At 64.0% G+C, this 18,674-nt stretch carries 11 protein-coding genes; 7 read left to right on the top strand and 4 right to left on the bottom strand.

Translation table 11 applies throughout. The features are described from left to right. Positions 1 to 311 precede the first annotated feature (311 nt). Together AC3G2C_RS12875 and AC3G2C_RS12870 are read left to right on the top strand one after the other, a co-directional pair. A complete protein-coding gene (locus AC3G2C_RS12875) occupies positions 312 to 1,403 on the top strand; it encodes an OmpA family protein (RefSeq protein WP_488385011.1) in 1,092 nt (363 codons plus the stop codon). 125 nt (positions 1,404 to 1,528) lie between these two features. Further along, positions 1,529 to 2,290: a pseudouridine synthase gene (locus AC3G2C_RS12870; protein ID WP_488385010.1), complete on the top strand. Its 762-nt coding sequence runs from the start codon at positions 1,529 to 1,531 to the stop codon at positions 2,288 to 2,290. Between the two features lie 118 nt (positions 2,291 to 2,408). On the opposite strand, the gene kbl is transcribed toward AC3G2C_RS12870, so the two are convergent. From kbl to tdh, 3 genes are all read right to left on the bottom strand, one after another. Next, positions 2,409 to 3,602 (bottom strand): glycine C-acetyltransferase, encoded by a 1,194-nt coding sequence (gene kbl / locus AC3G2C_RS12865; RefSeq protein WP_488385009.1) that lies wholly within the window; start codon positions 3,600 to 3,602, stop codon positions 2,409 to 2,411. Positions 3,603 to 3,876: 274 nt separating this feature from the next. Next, positions 3,877 to 7,551, bottom strand: a complete 3,675-nt coding sequence (locus AC3G2C_RS12860) for a DUF748 domain-containing protein (protein WP_488385008.1) — start codon at positions 7,549 to 7,551, stop codon at positions 3,877 to 3,879. Between the two features lie 206 nt (positions 7,552 to 7,757). Next, positions 7,758 to 8,792: an L-threonine 3-dehydrogenase gene (gene tdh, locus AC3G2C_RS12855; protein ID WP_488385007.1), complete on the bottom strand. Its 1,035-nt coding sequence runs from the start codon at positions 8,790 to 8,792 to the stop codon at positions 7,758 to 7,760. Between the two features lie 140 nt (positions 8,793 to 8,932). Here tdh and AC3G2C_RS12850 point away from each other — a divergent pair, with 140 nt between their 5' ends. From AC3G2C_RS12850 to AC3G2C_RS12840, 3 genes are all read left to right on the top strand, one after another. Then, positions 8,933 to 11,062 (top strand): hypothetical protein, encoded by a 2,130-nt coding sequence (locus AC3G2C_RS12850; protein WP_488385006.1) that lies wholly within the window; start codon positions 8,933 to 8,935, stop codon positions 11,060 to 11,062. 156 nt (positions 11,063 to 11,218) lie between these two features. After that, positions 11,219 to 13,372 (top strand): S46 family peptidase, encoded by a 2,154-nt coding sequence (locus AC3G2C_RS12845; protein WP_488385005.1) that lies wholly within the window; start codon positions 11,219 to 11,221, stop codon positions 13,370 to 13,372. Positions 13,373 to 13,612: 240 nt separating this feature from the next. Further along, the gene (locus AC3G2C_RS12840; RefSeq protein WP_488385004.1) at positions 13,613 to 15,784 is read left to right on the top strand and encodes a S46 family peptidase; all 2,172 of its coding nucleotides are present in this window, start codon (positions 13,613 to 13,615) and stop codon (positions 15,782 to 15,784) included. 197 nt (positions 15,785 to 15,981) lie between these two features. On the opposite strand, the gene AC3G2C_RS12835 is transcribed toward AC3G2C_RS12840, so the two are convergent. Further along, a complete protein-coding gene (locus tag AC3G2C_RS12835; protein WP_488385003.1) occupies positions 15,982 to 16,422 on the bottom strand; it encodes a DUF2000 domain-containing protein in 441 nt (146 codons plus the stop codon). A gap of 387 nt (positions 16,423 to 16,809) precedes the next feature. On the opposite strand from AC3G2C_RS12835, the gene AC3G2C_RS12830 reads away from it, so the two are divergent. Both AC3G2C_RS12830 and miaA read left to right on the top strand, forming a co-directional pair. Further along, entirely contained in the window at positions 16,810 to 17,568 is a 759-nt protein-coding gene (locus AC3G2C_RS12830; RefSeq protein ID WP_488385002.1) for a carbonic anhydrase family protein, read from the top strand. A gap of 54 nt (positions 17,569 to 17,622) precedes the next feature. Next, positions 17,623 to 18,570 (top strand): tRNA (adenosine(37)-N6)-dimethylallyltransferase MiaA, encoded by a 948-nt coding sequence (gene miaA / locus AC3G2C_RS12825; protein WP_488385001.1) that lies wholly within the window; start codon positions 17,623 to 17,625, stop codon positions 18,568 to 18,570. Positions 18,571 to 18,674: the final 104 nt, after the last annotated feature.

Here is an 18,674-nt window from a genome sequence, read left to right as displayed (position 1 = left end):
AATGCGCGATGCAGGACGGCGCCATGCATCGCGCATCCGATGAGTTCTGTGTCTCGGCGCGGCATGTTGTCGCATGCGTGCATGTGTAAAACGCAGCTTGCTGAACAACGCCTCACCGGATACGTCTCGCACTACGTGCGATGGGCTTAACGGTTTTGCTACACTTCGCCGCGCTTGTGATCTTGAGACTCTAGATCGGGGCGCAAAGCTGAGGGACGGGACAAGTCCCTGGATGATGAAGTCAGTTATGACGTGCGTTTTCCGTCTGGGGTGGAACGGACGCAGATACCAATAAAATGAGGAGACATCTGATGAATCGTAAGGGCTTGTATTTCTTGATCGCCCTGGCCCTGGGCGGCGTGGGTGCAGCGCACGCGCAGGACAGCGCGTCCTCGCCGAGCTATGACGGCCGTTGGTACATCGCTCCGACCGTGGGCGGCTACTACAACGACACCGATCGCAACACCAACAGCCGCCAGTTCTACTATGGCCTGGGCGTTGGTCGCTTCATTGCGCCGAACACCTCGATCGACCTGTTCATCGACCGCACCAAGCGTGACATCGACAACAACGGTGGCACCTGGGCGAACAACAACTACGGCGTGACCGCTCGCTTCTACTACGGCGACTGGAACGCATGGCGTCCGTACGCCCTCGTGGGCGTGATGGGCAGCTACCACCGCAACCCGACCGACAAGGGCTGGTCGCCGGCGGCTGAGCTGGGCGGCGGCGTGTCCAAGACCGTCACCGACAGCACCGACATCCGTGTCGAAGCTGGCTACCGCTACGACTGGGACGACAAGTCGAACACCGCCAAGAACGGTTACGGCGACTGGTTCCTGGGCCTGTCCATCGTGTCGCGCTTCGGCGAGCCGGCCGCTGCTCCGGCAGCAACCCCGGCCCCGGTCGCTCCGGTGGCTCCGGACTGCTCCAAGCAGTTCCGCAACGGCGTGAACCTGTGCGACAACAAGTGCCCGGATCTGCCGGAAGGCACGATCGTCGGTCCGGACGGTTGCCCGCAGAAGGTCGTGATCGACCTGCGCGGCGTGAACTTCAAGTTCGACCGCCCGAAGGTTGGCGAGAAGGACATCAAGAAGGCGTTGGCTGAGCCGACCGCTGACTCGATGGCCATCCTCGACCAGGCTGTGGACACCCTGCAGCGCTACCCGCAGGTCAAGGTGACCGTTGCCGGTTACACCGACTCGAAGGGTAAGGACGCGTACAACCAGTCGCTGTCCGAGCGTCGCGCCAAGATCGTGTACGACTACCTGACCGGCCACGGCATCGCTGCCAGCCGTCTGGAAGGCCCGATCGGTCACGGCAAGAACGACCCGATCGACAGCAATGACACCGACGCCGGTCGCGCTCGCAACCGTCGCACGGAGCTGCAGGTCCAGCAGTAATCGGATCTGTTCGCAGTACTGAAAAGCCCGGCGTAAGCCGGGCTTTTCTTTTTGGGGCGCGTGAGTGACGGCAGATCGCCTACCATGGCCACCCTAACCGTTTTCTTCGCTGCATCCTCTTATTCATGCGACCGAGCCGTCCGCCAAACCGAACCATCGCCGCCCATGCTGCGCCGCGCTTTGGACTGGCGCGTGTGTTGAGCAAGCTGGGCGTGTGCTCGCGCAGCCAGGCAGAGAAGGCCGTGCGCGAAGGGCGGGTAAGCGTGAATGGAAAGGTGGTGCTCGATCCGGAGCGGCCGGCCGATGCGCAGCGCCAACGCATCCTGCTCGATGGCGAGCCGGTGGCAGCGAGCACGCGTGTCTATATCGCCTTGAACAAGCCACGCGGCATCGTGGTGAGTGCGGCCGACGAGCGCGGCCGCGACACCGTCTATGACTTGCTCAAGGATGCCGGCTTGCCGTGGCTGGGGCCGGTCGGCCGTTTGGATAAGGCGAGCGAAGGACTATTGCTGCTCAGCAACGACAGCGTTTGGGCGGCAAGGCTTACCGAACCGAAGCATCACGTGGACAAGACCTATCACGTGCAGGTCGACACCGTTCCCGACCAAGCGCTGCTCGAAGCGCTGACGCATGGCGTGGTGGAGCAGGGTGAACGATTGGTCGCTCGGCGCGCCACGTTGCTGCGTCAGGGCGAGAAGAATGCCTGGCTGGAAATCGTGCTGGACGAAGGGCGCAATCGCCATATCCGCCGCTTGCTGGCAGCGCACGGCATCGATGTGATGCGGTTGATCCGCGTGGCGATTGGATCGCTGGGGCTTGGCGAGTTGGCCAAGGGCCAGTGGCGGCACCTCAGCGAGGCCGAGGTGCGAGCGTTGGGTCAGTCGTAGACAGCGCGGCCTGACATTGTCGTCACATGGTGGCTACAACGCCGTGCGCCGTGACGGCGAAGATTGAAAGCGGTGGTGTGAAGAGGGCTCTGGACGAAGCCCTCTTCGGTGCGGTGGCTTAGATCACGCCCAGCTTCTTGCCCACCTTGGTAAATGCAGCAATCGCCTGGTCGAGATGCTCGAGCGTGTGCGCCGCGCTCATCTGGGTGCGGATGCGCGCTTGGCCCTGCGGTACCACCGGGTAGAAGAAGCCGGTGACGTAGATCCCTTCCTCCAGTAGCTCCGTTGCCATCGCCTGTGCTTTCTTGGCGTCGTAGACCATCACCGGCACGATCGGGTGCACGCCCGGCTTGATATCGAAGCCAGCCTTGGTCATCTGCTCACGGAAGTAAGCCGTGTTCGCTTTCACCTGCTCGCGCAGATCGCCCGCGCTGGACAGCATGTCGAACACCTTGGTGCCCGCGGCCACCACATGCGGCGGCAGCGAGTTGGAGAACAGGTACGGACGCGAGCGCTGGCGCAGCATCTCGATCACTTCGCGGTGGCCGGTGGTGAAGCCGCCCAGCGCGCCGCCGAGCGCTTTGCCCAGCGTGCCGGTGATGATGTCGATTTTGTCGAGCACGCCATTGACCTCGGCCGAGCCGCGGCCGGTGTCGCCGAGAAAACCAGTGCAATGGCATTCGTCGATGTGCACGAGTGCGTTGTACTTGCGGGCCAGCGCCGTGATCTGGTCGAGCGGTGCGATGAAGCCGTCCATGGAGAAGGCGCCATCGGTGGTGATCAGCTTGGTGCGCGCGCCGGCGGCGTCAGCGGCCTGCAACTGCTTCTCAAGGTCGGCCATGTCGCAGTTGGCATAGCGGAAGCGCTTGGCCTTGCACAGACGGATGCCGTCGATGATCGAGGCATGGTTGAGCGCGTCGGAGATGATGGCGTCTTCTTCGCCCAGCAGTGGCTCGAACAAGCCGCCGTTGGCGTCGAAACAGGCCGCGTAGAGGATGGTGTCTTCCTTGCCGAAGAAGTCGGCGATCTTCTTTTCCAGTTCTTTGTGCAGATCCTGCGTACCGCAGATGAAGCGCACGGAGGCCATGCCGAAGCCGTGGGTATCCAGCGCCTCCTTGGCGGCGGCAATCACTTCGGGGTGATCGGCCAGACCCAGGTAGTTGTTGGCGCAGAAGTTGAGCACTTCCTTGCCGCTGTCCAGGCGGACCTTGGCCGACTGCGGCGAGACGATGATGCGCTCGGCCTTGAACAAGCCTTGCTCGCGGATCGATTCGAGTTCAGTGGCGAAGCGGGACTGGCCGGGGTAGCTCATGGGGGTGTTCCAGCGGGACAAAGGCCTATTTTGATCGCTTGGGGCGACCGTGGGAAGGAAGCGGGGAGGGCGATGCCACAAACGCTGGAGTACGGAAGGGTCGATCACCGAGATCAGCCGGCGTCCTTTGATTTCGCAGCATGGCTGCACGCCCGGGGAGGAGCGCGGCTCTGAAAAGGGGCGCAAGCGCAGTCTTTGGCATGGGGTAAAGCTGGATGCCAGTCGCGCTTGCCGCCTCATCCGGCAAGCGCATCTCCTTGACGCAGCGCTAGCCTCAGCCCTGATGCAGGCCAAACTCCACGCGCGTGGTCTTGCCCTGGTCGTCGATACCCTTGGCATCGAGCTGGGGTGGTTTCACCGTATAGCGCTTCTCGTCCAGCTTGCCCTTCAGCCAGGTCTGGACGGCCGCCGCGCGGCGATCGGCCAGGTCGTGCATGGCCTTGTCGTCCACGGGCACGTTGGTTTCCATCAAGCTGCGCATTTCGTCCGGCTCCAGCGACTTTTTCAGGCCGATGATGTTCTTGGGCTTGCCCTTGAAGTCGTCGTCCTTGTAGGCGCGCTTGAGGTATTTCTCGTATTCGTCGGGGGTGATGTTGACGGCGGCGAGCGCGGCATCGGAGGTGTCGGCGTTCTTGCCCGACTGGTCGAGCAGCTTCGCGCGGCGGACCATCGAATCCACGGTGAACTTGCGCAGGCCATCCTGATCCTTGCTCGGGTCCACGCGGCCGATGATGTCCAGGTTCAACGAGGTCTTCTGGCCCAGCATGGCGACCACCTTGCCGAGACGCTCCTGTGCCTTGTTGTCGAGCACATCCGAGCCCGGATCGAACTCCACATAGCCGAGATCTTCGTGGTTGCTACCGCCAAAGGCGGCGCCCAGCAGGCGGAACGGGGCGGTGACGGCCTTGGCAATGAGGTTGCCGATGGCGCGCCAAATCAGGCCGCCCATGCTGAATTGCGGGTCATCCAGCGAGCCGGAGACCGGCACGTTCACGTCGATGTTGCCCTCGGTGTCCTTCAGCAACGCTACGGCCAGCTTCACCGGTAGATGCTGGATGCCTGGGCTCTCGTCGCGCTCGCCGAAGGTGAGCTGGGTGATGAAGATGTGGTTGTCGGCCTTGAGCTTGCGCTGGTCGAGCATGTAGTGCACGTCCATCGTGAGCTTGCCGGCGGTGATCGGGTAACCGGTGTACTTGGTGGAGTACGCCGTGAGACGGGTGAGCTCCACCTCGTTGGCCTTGCCCTTGATGTCGAGGAAGGCCACGGGCTGTAGCGGGTTGATGGTGCCATCAATGTCCACCGGCGAGTCATCGTCCAGAGCCGCCTGCACAGAGAGATCGGCCGGCGGGTCGCCGGGCTTGGTGCCGAACGCCCCGATCTTGCCCGTCAGTTTGGTGAGGTTGGCGGTGTAGTTGGGCTTGATGAAGTTATCGGTGTAGTTGAGCTGGCCGTTGAGCAGGGTGATGCCGCCGATGTGGATGTCCGCGGCAGGCGTGGTTTCCGCGGGGGCGCTTGCCACCGTGGCGGTGGCGACCGTACTCGCTGGTGCCGGCGTCGGCTTGGTTGCCGCGGGGGTGGGCGCTGCCGGCAACGGAGCACCTTCGGCGCGGGTCACCGATACCGGCGCCTCTTCCGGCTTGGCCACCACGTCGGAGAGATTCAGCTTGCCGCTCGCGTTGACGATCATGCGCGCATAGAAAGAACTGAGCACCAGATTGCCCACGTGCATGCGTGGCGTACCCTGGCCCATGTTCACGTCGATATTGGAGCCGCTCAAGGTGCGCCAGCGCAGGAAGTCGTCGCCGGTCAGCTTGTCCTGCACGCGTACTTGTTCCAGCGCGGCATTGCCTTTAAAGGTGAGCTTGGGCTCTTCGGTGCGGCCGTCGTAATGCAGCTTGCCCTTGCTGGTGACGCGCGCGCTGGAGATGGTGACGTTCAGCGGAACGCTGATGTACGGCGCAAAGCTGGCGATGTCCACCTGTTTGCTGGACACCTCCAGGTCCGCGATGGTGGGCGTGGGTTGCACTTTGCCGGACAGGGCAAAGCTACCTTTGCCGATGTTGCCCTCCAGCGATACCTCGCGTGGTTCATTGAGGCGGTCGCTGATGTGCTCCATGTGGCCCTTGAGCGAATCGATCTTTACCTTGGCTGGCGTGCTGCCGGCAGCGAAGTCGGTGAATTGCAGACTGCCGCTCTCCACGCCCAAGTGCTCGATGCTCCAGTGCCAGGGCGTGCTGTTGGCGGCGGCACCTTTCTTGGGTGCGCCTTTGGCCTCGAAAAGATCGAGCAGGGTGATGTATTTCTTCTCGTTGCGTCGTATGTCCAGCTGCATGTCGGTGGCGATGACCTGGCCCAGCTCGGCTTGGCGGCTGGCCAAGTCGACCTGTCGGATTTCCACGTCCAGCTTGCCCCACGCCACCGGTGCGCCCTGGCCCTTGTATTGGGGTTCCAGGGCGAAGTCATCGACGCTTGCGTGTGTATTGGCCAAGTGCACATTGACGGCCTTGCCCCAGTCGAGTTGGAGCTGGCCATCGGCATCGAGCTTGCCCTTGGTGATGCGCGCGGTCAGACCCTTATAGACGACGGCCTGCAGTGGCACCGTGTCCACCTGACTTAGATGCAGCGCGCTGTCGACCTTGCTGGCAGCAAGGTCGACGGTGCCCTTGGCGCCGATGCTGCCGCCGAACAGTTCGCCACTGAGGTCAAGCTTGGCGGGCGGCGCCTTGAGCAGGCTCAGTCCGGTAAGGCTGCCGTGAAGTTTCTCCAGGTCCAGCTTGCCCTGATCGCCGTTCGCGTAGTGCACCGTGCTGCCGTCAAGGGTGAGCGTGGCGATGCGCAAGTCGGTGGGCTCGGCCTTCTTGTCGGCTTCGGCGGGTGCGGGTGCGCTGGTGAGCGTGTCCAGGTTGGTGTGACCGTCGGCCTTCTGCGTGTAGTACACCTGCGCCTGGTCGAGCTTCAGCGCACCCAGGTGGTAGCGCGACGCCAGCGGCTGCACGTCCACGAGTTCGGCGCTGCCGTGGGCCAATTTGGCAATCGCGTCACCTTGGCTGCTATTGAGGGTGAAGTCGTCCAGTTGCAGCTTGCCGGTGAGCTGCACCTGCGGCGTGGGCTGGGCCTGCACGAAGTGCAGCTCCAACTGGCCGCTCAACTGGCCTTGCGGAATAGCGATGGGCAAGGGCTTGGGTGCGTAGCCGATGTAGCGTGAAAGGTCCAGGTGATCAAGCTGGAAGCTTATGCTGGATTCGCGACTGCTGGCGAACGGCTTGGTCTGCCCGGAGACGCGCACCGGGCTGCCATCGACGCGCATGGCCAGCAGCGGCTGCACATAGACGTCCGTATCGCTGGGCAGATTGGCGAGGAAGGGAATGCCCAGCTCCAGTTGCTCAACGCGGTGTTCAGCGTGGCTGAGCTGGTCATCGAACTGGATGTCGCCGTTGTGCACGCTGATGTTGGAGAGCGCAAAGCGTGCCGGCGGTGCCTTTGGGTCCGACGGTTGGGAGGCGTAGCGCTCGATCAGGTCGGTGAAATTGAAGCGCTGGTCGGCGGTGCGCACGATGCGGATGCGCGGGTGTTGCAGCGACAGCTCGTCGAGCACCGGCGCCATGCGAAACACCGAGCTCCACGAGGCGTTGATCACCGCCTGGTCGATATCGATGAAGGCCGATTTCCCGTCGCGATCGCCAATGTGCAACTTGTCGAGCTGCACGCGCAGGGTATAGGGGTTGAGGTGCACCGCCTGCAGCGTGACCGGGCGGGAGAGCGCCGCACTGGCTCGCTTTTCGATCTGGCTGCGCAGGATGGTCGGGGCGAGCAAGAACCCTAGCAGCCCGAACACCACCAGTGCGATCACCAGAACCAGCAGGCTCTTGCGCACGCGGTGCGAACGATAGACGGCGAGGGCGCGGTCGCGTCCAGCGGCCAAATGAGGATTGCCGAATAAGTCAGCCATGCCGACGATGCTCCAGGTGACATCGCGTGCCGACCGGTGCGGGCCGCCAGGCCCCCACCTTCACAACTCCAAAGAAACTGTCGGCCGCCCAGGGCAAGAGTTTACTCGGGCGGCCGTCGTTCAAATATGCCCTTCACCGCCAGGCGGGGGCAAAAAGGCGCGGGTCGTGACGTGCGTTCAGGAACCCGAAGGCTCCCGTTCGCCGTTTAGCTCCAGGAGCAGACCACCTTGCCGCACTTGCCGGCGTCCATCAGGTCGAAGCCCTTCTGGAAGTCGTCGATATGGATCTGGTGGGTGAGCACCTTCTGCAGCGGGAAACCCGTGAGCACCATCTGGGTCATCTTGTACCAGGTCTCGTACATGCGGCGGCCGTAGATGCCCTGCAGCGTGAGGCCCTTGAAGATCACCTTGTCCCAGTCGATGCCGGCGCCCTTGGGCAGGATACCCAACAGGGCGACCTTGCCGCCGTGGTACATGCAGTCGAGCATGTCGTTGAAGGCACGCGGGTTGCCGCTCATTTCCAGGCCCACGTCGAAACCCTCCATGTGGAGGTCCTTCATGACGTCCTTGAGCGACTGGTTGGCCACGTTGACCACGCGGGTGGCGCCCATGTCGGCAGCCAGCTTGAGGCGGTAGTCGTTGATGTCGGTGACCACCACGTTACGGGCGCCCACGTGCTTGGCGATGCCGGCGGCGATGATGCCGATGGGGCCGGCGCCGGTGATCAGCACATCTTCGCCAATCAGGTCGAACTCCAGCGCGCAGTGGGCGGCATTGCCGTACGGGTCGAAGAAGGCGGCCAGCTCCGAGGGGATCTGGTCGGGGATCGGCCACAGGTTGGAGGCCGGCATGGTCATGTATTCGGCGAAGGCACCGTTGCGGTTCACGCCGATGCCGATGGTGTTCGGGCACAGATGCTGGCGGCCGGCACGGCAGTTGCGGCAGTGACCGCACACGATATGACCCTCGGCCGAGACACGGTCGCCGACCTTGTAGCCGGTGACGCCGGGGCCGATCTCCACGATGCGGCCCACGAACTCGTGGCCAATGGTCAGGCCCGGCTTGATGGTGCGCTGGGACCAGTCGTCCCACTTATAGATGTGCAGGTCGGTGCCACAGATGGCGGTTTTCTCCATCTTGATCAGCACCTCATTGGGGCCGACCTCGGGGACGGGCACTTCTTCCATCCAGATGCCCTGCTCGGGCTTGCGCTTGACCAGGGCTTTCATCATCTGAGGCATGGGGTTTCCGTGGGGAAAGGCAGGTAATCCGACATTATATGTGGGTGAACCCTTGCCGACTTCGTGCAGTGCAGCGTTGCCGGCCCTGGCGGTTCCTTCTATGGTCGTAACTTTGTGCGTCAGCGGATAGGAATAAGTGAATGCATTTGAACAAAGTGGGCACGGCCAAGACTGCGCCGGTGGGGCAGGACCGCGTGGGTAAGCGCTCGCTCCGAGGCGCCCTGCGCCGTTCAGGGTTGGCGCTCGCGTTGGCGGTGGCCGGCCTGTCGCCGGCGTGGTCGCTGCAGGCTCAGGAGGCGGGCGCCAAGGCGCCGGTGCAGTTCCGCATCACCGAGGGGCGCATCGAAAACGCCTTCTATCAACAAGGCGACGTGGCGGCCCACTTGCTGCTCAACTCGGGCGACAAGCCCCGCGTGCTGGTGGCCTTTCCGGCCGGCAACAGCGGCACGGGCGTATGGTTCGAGCCCACCGCCAAGCCGGTGAGCTGGACCCTGGGTGAGGTCAAGGGTCTGCGCCGCACGGTGGATGGGCACGCCTGGAACGGCATCGTCGCCGAGGCGAGCGTGGCGGCGGACCAGCTGGTGGTGCAGGACGCCGTGCTCAGCAGCATCCGTGTGCTGCGCGACTACCAGCTCGAACATCACTACCCCGAACAGGTGGCGGCCAAGGCGGAGCTGTCCGAGCGCTCCGTGCAGTGGCAGCGCCAGCGCGTGGATGGCGCGCCGGGCTATGCCATCGCGCTCAGCACCGACAACGGCCGCATCACCCGCGAGAACGGCAAGATCGTCTTGCGTCCGGATCGCGCCGGCCAGCCCCTGCACCTGCGCATCGAGGCCAGCACCGGCGAGACGCCGCTTACCCCATTCACCGCGTTGCTCAACGACAAGGCGCAGGCCGATGCGCGTAGCCGCAATGCCCTGCAATTCCTGAGCTACCGCGAGAAGTTCCTCGCCGGCTCCTGGCGCTTCGATACCTACTTTGGCCGCGATACGTTGATGTCGTTGCGGCTGCTGATGCCCGTGCTGCAACCGGCTGCGGTGGATGCGGGCATTGCATCGGTGCTGGCGCGCCTGTCGCCCGGCGGCGAAGTGGCGCACGAGGAAGGCATCGGCGAGTTCGCCGTTCTGCAGCATCTAAAAGAACGGGGCAAGCCATCTGACGAGCCGATCTACGACTACGTGATGGTCGACGACGACTACATGCTGCCGCCGGTGGCGGCCGCCTGGCTGCTGGAAGATGCTCGCGGCAGCAAGGGGGCGCGCGCGTTCCTCGCCAACGGCACGCCTGGTCATCGCCAGGGCGATGCGCTGGTGCGTAACCTGCTGTTCGTGGCGGGCAGCAGCGAAGCTTTTGCCAAGCAGCCGGTGTACTCCAACCTGGTGTCACTCAAACCCAATGCCCCGGTGGGGCAGTGGCGCGACAGCAACGAAGGCATCGGCCGGGGCCGTTACCCGTACGACGTCAACGCGATCTGGATGCCGGCGGCCCTGCGTGCGATTGGCCAGTTCCTGGATGCCGGTCTGCTCAATGACTACACCACGCCCGCCCAGCGCGAGCGCTTGCGCGCCGCCGCCAGTCACGCCGATGCCTGGGAGCGTGACGCTTCCGCGCTGTTCACCGTGCACCTGAGCCAGGAGCACGCTGCCGAGCAGGTACGCGCCTATGCGGCCAAGGTGGGCGTGTCGGATAAGGCGGCCCTTGCGGCCCTGGGTAACCATGCGCTGGATTTCCCAGCGATTTCGCTGGATGCGCAGGGCAAGCCGGTGCCCGTCCTGCATTCGGATGAAGGCTTCCGCCTGATGTTCGACAAGCCCAGCGCGGCGGTGCTCGAACAGAACATCGGCAGCCTGATGCGACCGTTCCCGGCCGGCCTGATGACCGATGCCGGCATGGTCGTGGCCAACCCGGCGTATGCCGACGGCGAGGTGTGGTCGCGTTTTGGCAACAACGCCTATCACGGCACCGTGGTATGGGCCTGGCAGCAGGCGATGATGGCCGCCGGCCTCAAGCGCCAGCTAGCCCGCAACGACCTCCCCGCCGATACCCGCGCGCATCTGCAGCAGGCGCAGGCCACGCTGTGGCGGGGCATATGCGGTGCGAGTGCGGTGCGTACCTCGGAGTTGTGGTCCTGGTCGTATGCAAACGGCCATTACCGCATCGAGCCGTTCGGCGCCGAAGGGGCGCACGAGGACGAATCCAACGCCGCCCAGCTGTGGAGCACCGTCTTCCTGGCCCTGCCGCCGCCGGCGGGCATGCCAGGCTGCCGCTGAGTAGAGCCCGCTACCCGTCGCGCGCAAGCGGCGGGTAGCGGATCGGCCGGGTTCCGCCGCCGTTTTGCGGCGATTCTTGTGTGCGGTGCAGCGTTGCCGCACCGGGCGCTTCGTTCTAATGTCGCAAGTTTCTGCGAACACCCATAGGAACGACGAATGCGCTTGAAGACGATGGGCCTGGCGATGGCCATGGCGCTGGCGCCGGCCGCGCAGGCCGACGAAGGCATGTGGATGCCTTCCCAACTGCCCGATATTGCCCACCAGCTGCGGGCAGCCGGCTACCAAGGCAATCCGGCCGATCTGGCCGACCTCACCAAGGCGCCGCTCAACGCGGTGGTGAAGGTGGGTGGGGCCACCGGCGCGTTCGTCAGCGCCGATGGCCTGGTGCTGACCAACCACCATGTGGCCTTTGGCGTCATCCAGTACAACAGCAACGCGCAGCGCGACCTGATCCAGAACGGTTTCGTCTCGCACAGCCGCACGGAAGAGCTGCCGGCCAACCCGGATTTCCGCCTGCGCATCACCACCGGTTTCGACAAGGTCACCGATCAGGTGCTGGCCGCGGCCCAGGGCAAAACCGGACGCGCCTATTTCGATGCCGTGGACGCCAGCAGCAAGGCGCTGGTCGCCGAATGCGAGCGCGAAGCTGGCATGCGTTGCAGCGTGGTCAACATGTTCTATGGCCGCGACTTCTACCTGGTGAAGCAGCTGGAGTTGCGTGACGTGCGCCTGGTGTATGCGCCGCCGCGCGCCATCGGCAATTACGGCGACGAAGTGGACAACTTCGTGTGGCCGCGCCATGCCGGTGACTTCACCGTGCTGCGCGCCTACGTTGGCAAGGACGGCAAGCCGGCCGACTACGCCAAGGACAACGTGCCCTATCGCCCGCCGGCGTTCCTGCCTCTCGCCAAGCAGGGCGTGCACGAGGGCGATTTCGTGATGCTGGCCGGTTATCCGGGCATTACTTATCGCCATCGCACCGCGGCTGAATTTGCCGATCAGGTGCAGTGGCGCCTGCCGGCCTCGGTGCAGGTGATGCAGCAGTTGCAGCACGTCATTGAAGAAGCCGGCCGCGACGATCGCCAGGCGGCCATTCGCTACGCCTCGCAGTTGCAGTCGCTCAAGAACGGCATCAAGCGCTTCAGTGGCGAGCTCGAAGGCCTCAAGCGCAGCGACGCGGTGAGCACTCGCCGCAAGGACGAAGACGCCATGATGGCTTGGCTGGCGTCCCAGCCGCAGGCGGCCAAACTGCGCCCGCAGATCGATCAGGTGAACACCCTCATTGCCGCCGGTAATGCCAATCGCGAGCGCGATCTATTACTCGGACTATTGCAGAGTCAGACGCAGCTGATGCGCTCCGCCATCATCTTGCAGCGCCTCGCATTGGAGCGCGGCAAGCCCGATGCTCGGCGCGAAAGCGGTTATCAGCAGCGTGACGAGGAGTTGATGGCTGGCACCTTGCGGCAGGTGCAGCGTCGCTACGATGCCGGCGTGGAAAAGCAGCTGGTCACCGCACTGCTGACGCGTTACCAGAAACTGCCCGACACGCAGCGCCTGCCGGAAGTCGACGCCGCCTTTGGCCGCACGCCCGCCGAACTCGCCGAGCGCCTCAATCGCCTTTATGGCGCCACCAAGCTGGGCGACGAAGCGCAGCGCCTGGCGTGGCTGAACGCCGAGCCGGCCGCCGTAAGCAAGGCCGACGACGCCATGCTGGCGCTGGCGGCGCAGCTGCAGCCCGCCCTGTTGCGGCTTGAGGAAGCGCGCAAGGAGCGCGAAGGCGAACTGCTGCGGCTTCGCCCTGCTTACATGGATGCCCTCATCGCCTATCGCGAAAAACAGGGCCGCGCGGTGTATCCGGATGCCAACTCCACCCTGCGCGTGAGCTACGGCAAGGTCGCCACGCTCAAGGCACGCGATGGCGTGACCTACGAAGCCGTCACCACCACCGCTGGCATCGTGGAGAAGAACACCGGGCAGGAACCCTTCGATGCACCCAAGCCCCTGCTGGATGCCATCGCCAAGGGTGATTACGAAGGCTACGCGGACAGCAAGATCGGCGCCATGCCGGTGGATTTCCTCAGCAACCTCGACACCACCGGCGGCAACTCCGGCTCTCCCGTGGTCAACGCCAAGGGTGAGCTGGTGGGCCTCAACTTCGACAGCAACTGGGAGGCGGTGAGCGCCAGTTGGATGTACGACCCGCGTTACAAGCGCGCCATCCATGTCGACATGCGCTACATGCGTTGGCTGATGGACAAGGTGTATCCCGCACCCGAGCTGCTCAAGGAGCTGGGCGTGCCTGCGCGCTAAGGATGCGCTGACTTTGACCGTCATCCCAGCGAGCCCCAAAAAGGGGCGAGAGCTGGGATCCAGCGCCTGCCAATCTTTGGACGTAAAGACGCTGGATTCCTGCGCTCGCAGGAATGACGAGCAAAACACCGCGTAGTCAGTGCTTCGCTAAGTCGGCTCCATCACATGCCGCGTCCCCGTATGCGGGGCGCGGCCCTCGTTCTTGCCCGCTCTGGCGGGTCGTTTCACCAGGAGATTTTCGTGCGTCGTCTGCTTCTTGCCGCAGCCGTGTCTGTCGGCCTTGTTTCAACCGCCCATGCCGTGGAAGGCATGTGGCAGCCCGCCCAGCTTCCCACCATTGCCGCCACGCTCAAGCAGCATGGCCTGAAGCTGGACCCCAATACGCTCACCGACCTTACCGCCTACCCGATGGGCGCCATCGTCAGCCTGGGTGGCTGCACGGCGTCGTTCGTTTCGCCGCAGGGCCTGGTGGTGACCAATCATCACTGCGCCTACGGTGCGCTGCAGTACAACTCCACGCCGCAGAAAAACCTGATCGTGGACGGCTTCCTCGCCAAGAACCATGCCGAGGAGCTGCCGGGCGATCCGAACATGCGCGTCTACGTGACCGAGGAAATCCGCGACGTCACCAAGGACATCACCGGCAAGCTCACCGACGCCATGAATGGCGCCCAGCGACACGAGGCGATCGAGCAGGCCATCAAGGCCCAGGTGAAGTCGTGCGAAACCGATGGTTATCGTTGTGATGTCTACACCTTCCACGGTGGCTACAGCTATCAGCTGATCCGCCAGCTGGAAATCAAGGATGTTCGCCTGGTCTACGCGCCGCCCGAGTCCATCGGCAAGTTCGGTGGCGACGTCGACAACTGGATGTGGCCGCGCCACACCGGCGACTTCAGCTACCTGCGCGCCTATGTGTCCAAGGACGGCAAGTCTGCGCCGTACGCCAAGGACAACGTGCCTTACCAGCCTAAGCACGTGCTCAAGCTCAATCCGCAGGGCCTGGAAGAGGGCGACTACGTGATGGTCACCGGCTACCCGGGCCGCACCAATCGCTATCGCCTCGCCGATGAAGTGCAGAGCGCTATCGACTGGACCTATCCCACCCAGATCAAGGTGTACGAGGACACCCTCGACATCATCAACACGGCCGGCAAGGCCGACCCCAAGGCGGCGGTGAAATACGCCAGCATGGTGGCCAGCCTCAACAACTACCTGAAGAACTTTGGTGGACAGTTGGAAGGCCTGCGCCGCGCGGATGCGGTAGCCGTCAAGCGCGAGCAGGAGACTCAGCTGGAAGGCTGGCTCAAGCAGCAGGGTGGTGCGCAGAACCAGGCGCTTGCCGCCGATATCGGCAAGCTGCGTCAAGCCATCTCGGACGAGAAGGCCACGCGCGAGCGCACGCTGGACATCGGCCTCATCACCCGCAGCGCCATGCTCGGCAATGCGGTGCGTGTGGTGCGCCTCTCCAAGGAGCGCAGCAAGCCGGACATGGAGCGTGCCGCCGGCTACCAGCAGCGCGACGAAGTGCGCATCGAAGGCGCACTTAAGCAGATGGAGCGCCGCTACGATCCGGCCGTGGACCAAAAGCTGCTGGCCTATGGCCTCAAGCGCTACCTGTCACTGCCCAAGGCGCAGCGCCTGCCCGCATTGGATGCATGGCTGGGCGACGCCACCAGCGATGCGCAGATTACCCAGAAGGTGGCGGACCTGTTCGCCGGCAGCCAGTTCGGCAACACCGATGAGCGTCTGAAGTGGCTCAAGGCCGATACGCAGACCATCGCGGCGAGCAATGACAGCCTGCTTAAGCTCGCCATGGCCCTGCAGCCTCAGCTGCAACAGCTGGAAGACGAGCAGGACGCGCGTGCCGGCGACATGAGCAAGCTGCGTCCGCGCTACATGCAGGCCATGATCGCCTGGAAGAACGCCCAACACCTGCCGGTCTATCCGGATGCCAACAGCTCCTTGCGCGTCACCTTTGGCAACGTGCAGGGCGTGGCTCCGCGCGATGGCGTGAACTACGCGGCCTTCACTACCGCCAAGGGCATCGCGGAAAAGGCCACCGGCAAGGAACCGTTCAACGCACCGCAGGCGGAGCTTGGCGCCATCAAGGCCAAGGCATTCGGCAGCTACGCGTCCAGCAAGCTCGGCACGTTGCCGGTGAACTTCCTCGCCGACCTGGACATCACCGGTGGCAACTCCGGGTCGCCGGCGCTCGATGCGGAAGGTCGCCTGGTTGGCCTCGCTTTTGACGGTAACTGGGAATCGGTGAGCGGCGACTGGCTGTTCAACCCCTCGCTCAACCGCTCCATCCAGGTGGACGTGCGCTACATGCTGTGGGTGATGCACCAGCTCGATCACGCCGACAATCTGCTGATGGAAATGGGTGTGCCGGCGACGCCTCCCAAGTAATACATGGGACGTGGCGTGCGCAGCCTATAGGGTGCGCACGCCTTTTCTCGGCCATCAGCAATGGCGGGTGACAACCCGTCCTGGCCGGGAGCAAGGCTGATCGAAAAGCGAGCTGCCGGTTGGGCGTGCCTGGGACGGGCCCCTTCACGCACTACATGAAACGATCCCTGAGCACGCCGGGTGGAGATCTATTGCGCTTATGGCTTGGCGGAGCGTCCCCATAGCGACAATCCGCGAGTCAACGTCTTTATTCGCTCCGTCGGGCCGTACAGGGCGACGCCGAGGTGAGTGATCTGGTCAGACGACTTGTGGCGAATGGCCTCGCGCAGATCGTCATCACTCTCGGTATGGAGCATGTCCTCTGTAAAGTGGGCAAACAAGACATCACCGTGCTCCTGCGCGAGGCGGGCGATGCTGTTGGTTTTGCTCGGGTTGGCAACCAGGGTGACGATGGCGTACTTGATGATCGCGGGACAAGCGACCCCATCGGAACTCGCGGAGGCGTTGCCCATGTCCTCATGGTCGAGTCGGTAGCCCAGCGAAACGGATAAATGCGCACAGGCGTTCGAGGCCATGCCCGCGGGCATGGCGGACGAAAGCACGATGGCCATTTTTCTATCTGAGTATGTATAGGTCATTGGCGAGTCCAGCTTGGACGGTTTGCGATGCCGCTATCCCTGCCACACCGTTGTGCGACGCAATCGCCATCGCTTCTTGGTATGCGGGTTTCGATGCGGGCGAGTGGATCGGGCATTTTGACTGCGGGACACGCGCCGGTGCAAAGCAGCTACCACCTGTGCCAGGCGGGGGTTATCCCGATTGCGAGTAAGCCCTGTTGGGTCAAACGCACTGGGTAGGGCATGTCCAACGGGCGCTTGGCCGGGCCGGTGCTGTCGTCCATTTGCCGAACGTCGCCATCCGACGCGACCCGGCGCCCGCGTGCGGATCGGCTTCACACGTGTTTCATGCCGCTTGGGCTGGAGTCGCGCCACCCGCGTTGCGGGTTATTTCACAGGAGAGCTGCCGTGACCACCTCGAACGACGAATGCTGCGGTTCCTCGCACACCGATTCCAAGCGCCGCACCGTGCTCAAGTCGGCACTGGGGCTTGCCGCGCTTGGCGTCGTGGGTGCGCTGCCCTCGGCCTGGGCGGAGCAGGTGCGCCTGATGTCGCTGACCAAGGAGCAGCGCGACCAGCTCACCCCGGATCGCATCCTTGCCCTGATGAAGGAGGGCAACGAGCGTTTTCGCAGCGGCAAGATGCAAGTGCACGACTATCTGGCGCAAAAGCGCAGCAGCGCTGGTGGGCAGTACCCGGCGGCGGTGATCCTTGGCTGCATCGACTCGCGCGCGCCCGCTGAGATCATCCTCGATACCGGCATTGGCGATACCTTCAATGCCCGCATCGCCGGCAATATCGTCAACGACGATCTGCTTGGCAGTTTGGAGTTCGCTTGTGCGGTAGCCGGCGCGAAGGTGGTGCTGGTCATGGGGCACACCGCTTGCGGCGCCATCAAGGGCGCCATCGATGGCGCCAAGCTGGGCAACCTCACGGGCTTGCTGGACAAGATCAAGCCCGCGGTGGAAGCCACCACCTTTGCCGGCGAGCGCAGCAGCAAGAATCCTGAGTTCGTGGATGCCGTGGCCGCCACCAACGTGCGCCGCACGATGGAGGAGATCCGGCGCCGCAGCGAGGTGCTGGCTGGGTTGGAGAAAGACGGCAAGATCAAAATTGCCGGCTCGATGTATCACCTGGTGGGCGGTAAGGTGGAGTTCTACGACTGAGCCCGTCGCGCGCGCTGTCTTGGGATGACGCGCGCGGCCTCTTACAATGGGCGGATGCCGATCGATCAGCGTCCGCTCGCCGTATTCCTGATGGGCCCGACCGCGTCGGGCAAGACGGCGCTTGCGTGCGAACTGAGCGAGCGTTTTGCGGTGGACCTGATCAGCGTGGACTCCGCGCTGGTCTATCGCGGTATGGATATCGGCACCGCCAAGCCCGACGCCGCCACGCTGGCGCGTTACCCGCATCGCCTGATCGATATCCGCGATCCGGCCGAACCCTATTCGGCAGCCGATTTCCGCACAGACGCCCTGGTCGCCATGCGGGACATCACGGCGCAGGGGCGGGTGCCTTTGCTCGTGGGTGGCACGGGGCTGTATTTTCGCGCGCTCCAGCAGGGGCTTTCGCAGCTCCCGGAGGCGAATGCGGCCATTCGCGAACGCTTTGCGGCGGAGGCGAGTTCGCTCGGTTGGCCTGCGCTGCATGTGCGGCTGGCCGCGAGCGACCCCGTCGCGGCGGCGCGCATTGGGCCTAACGATGCTCAGCGTATCCAGCGCGCGCTGGAGGTGATCGAGCTCACCGGGCGCCCGCTTTCCGAGCAGCAACAGGGTGGGGCAGGGCAGCGGTTTCCCTGGCGGGTGCTCAAGCTGGCGTTGCTGCCGGTCGATCGGGCACCGTTGCACGCGCGCATCGCACAGCGTTTCGACGCCATGCTGGCTGCCGGGTTCCTCGACGAGGTACGCGCGCTTCGCGCGCGCGGCGATTTGCACGCCGATCTGCCGGCGATACGTGCCGTGGGTTATCGCCAGGCCTGGGAGTATCTGGACGGCCAGACGGATGCGGCCACCTTCCGCGATCGCGGCGTGTTCGCCACGCGTCAGCTCGCCAAGCGCCAGATCACCTGGCTGCGCAGCGAGATGGATGCGCGCGTGATCGATCCCGATCGTCCGGGTTTCCATACCTTGGCCGCCGACGCTTTGGCGTTGTTCCTTGGTCGTACCTGAGTACGTTTGAGCGGCCGTTGATGAGGAAACTCTGATTTTGCTCGCAATTTTCGCGATGGAGGCGTGCGCATCTTTCCATGCCGCAAGGCGAGTCATCCAGCGCC

It is taken from the genome of Frateuria sp. sgz306004, from assembly GCF_057750885.1.
This window is presented reverse-complemented; position numbering and strand designations above follow the sequence as displayed.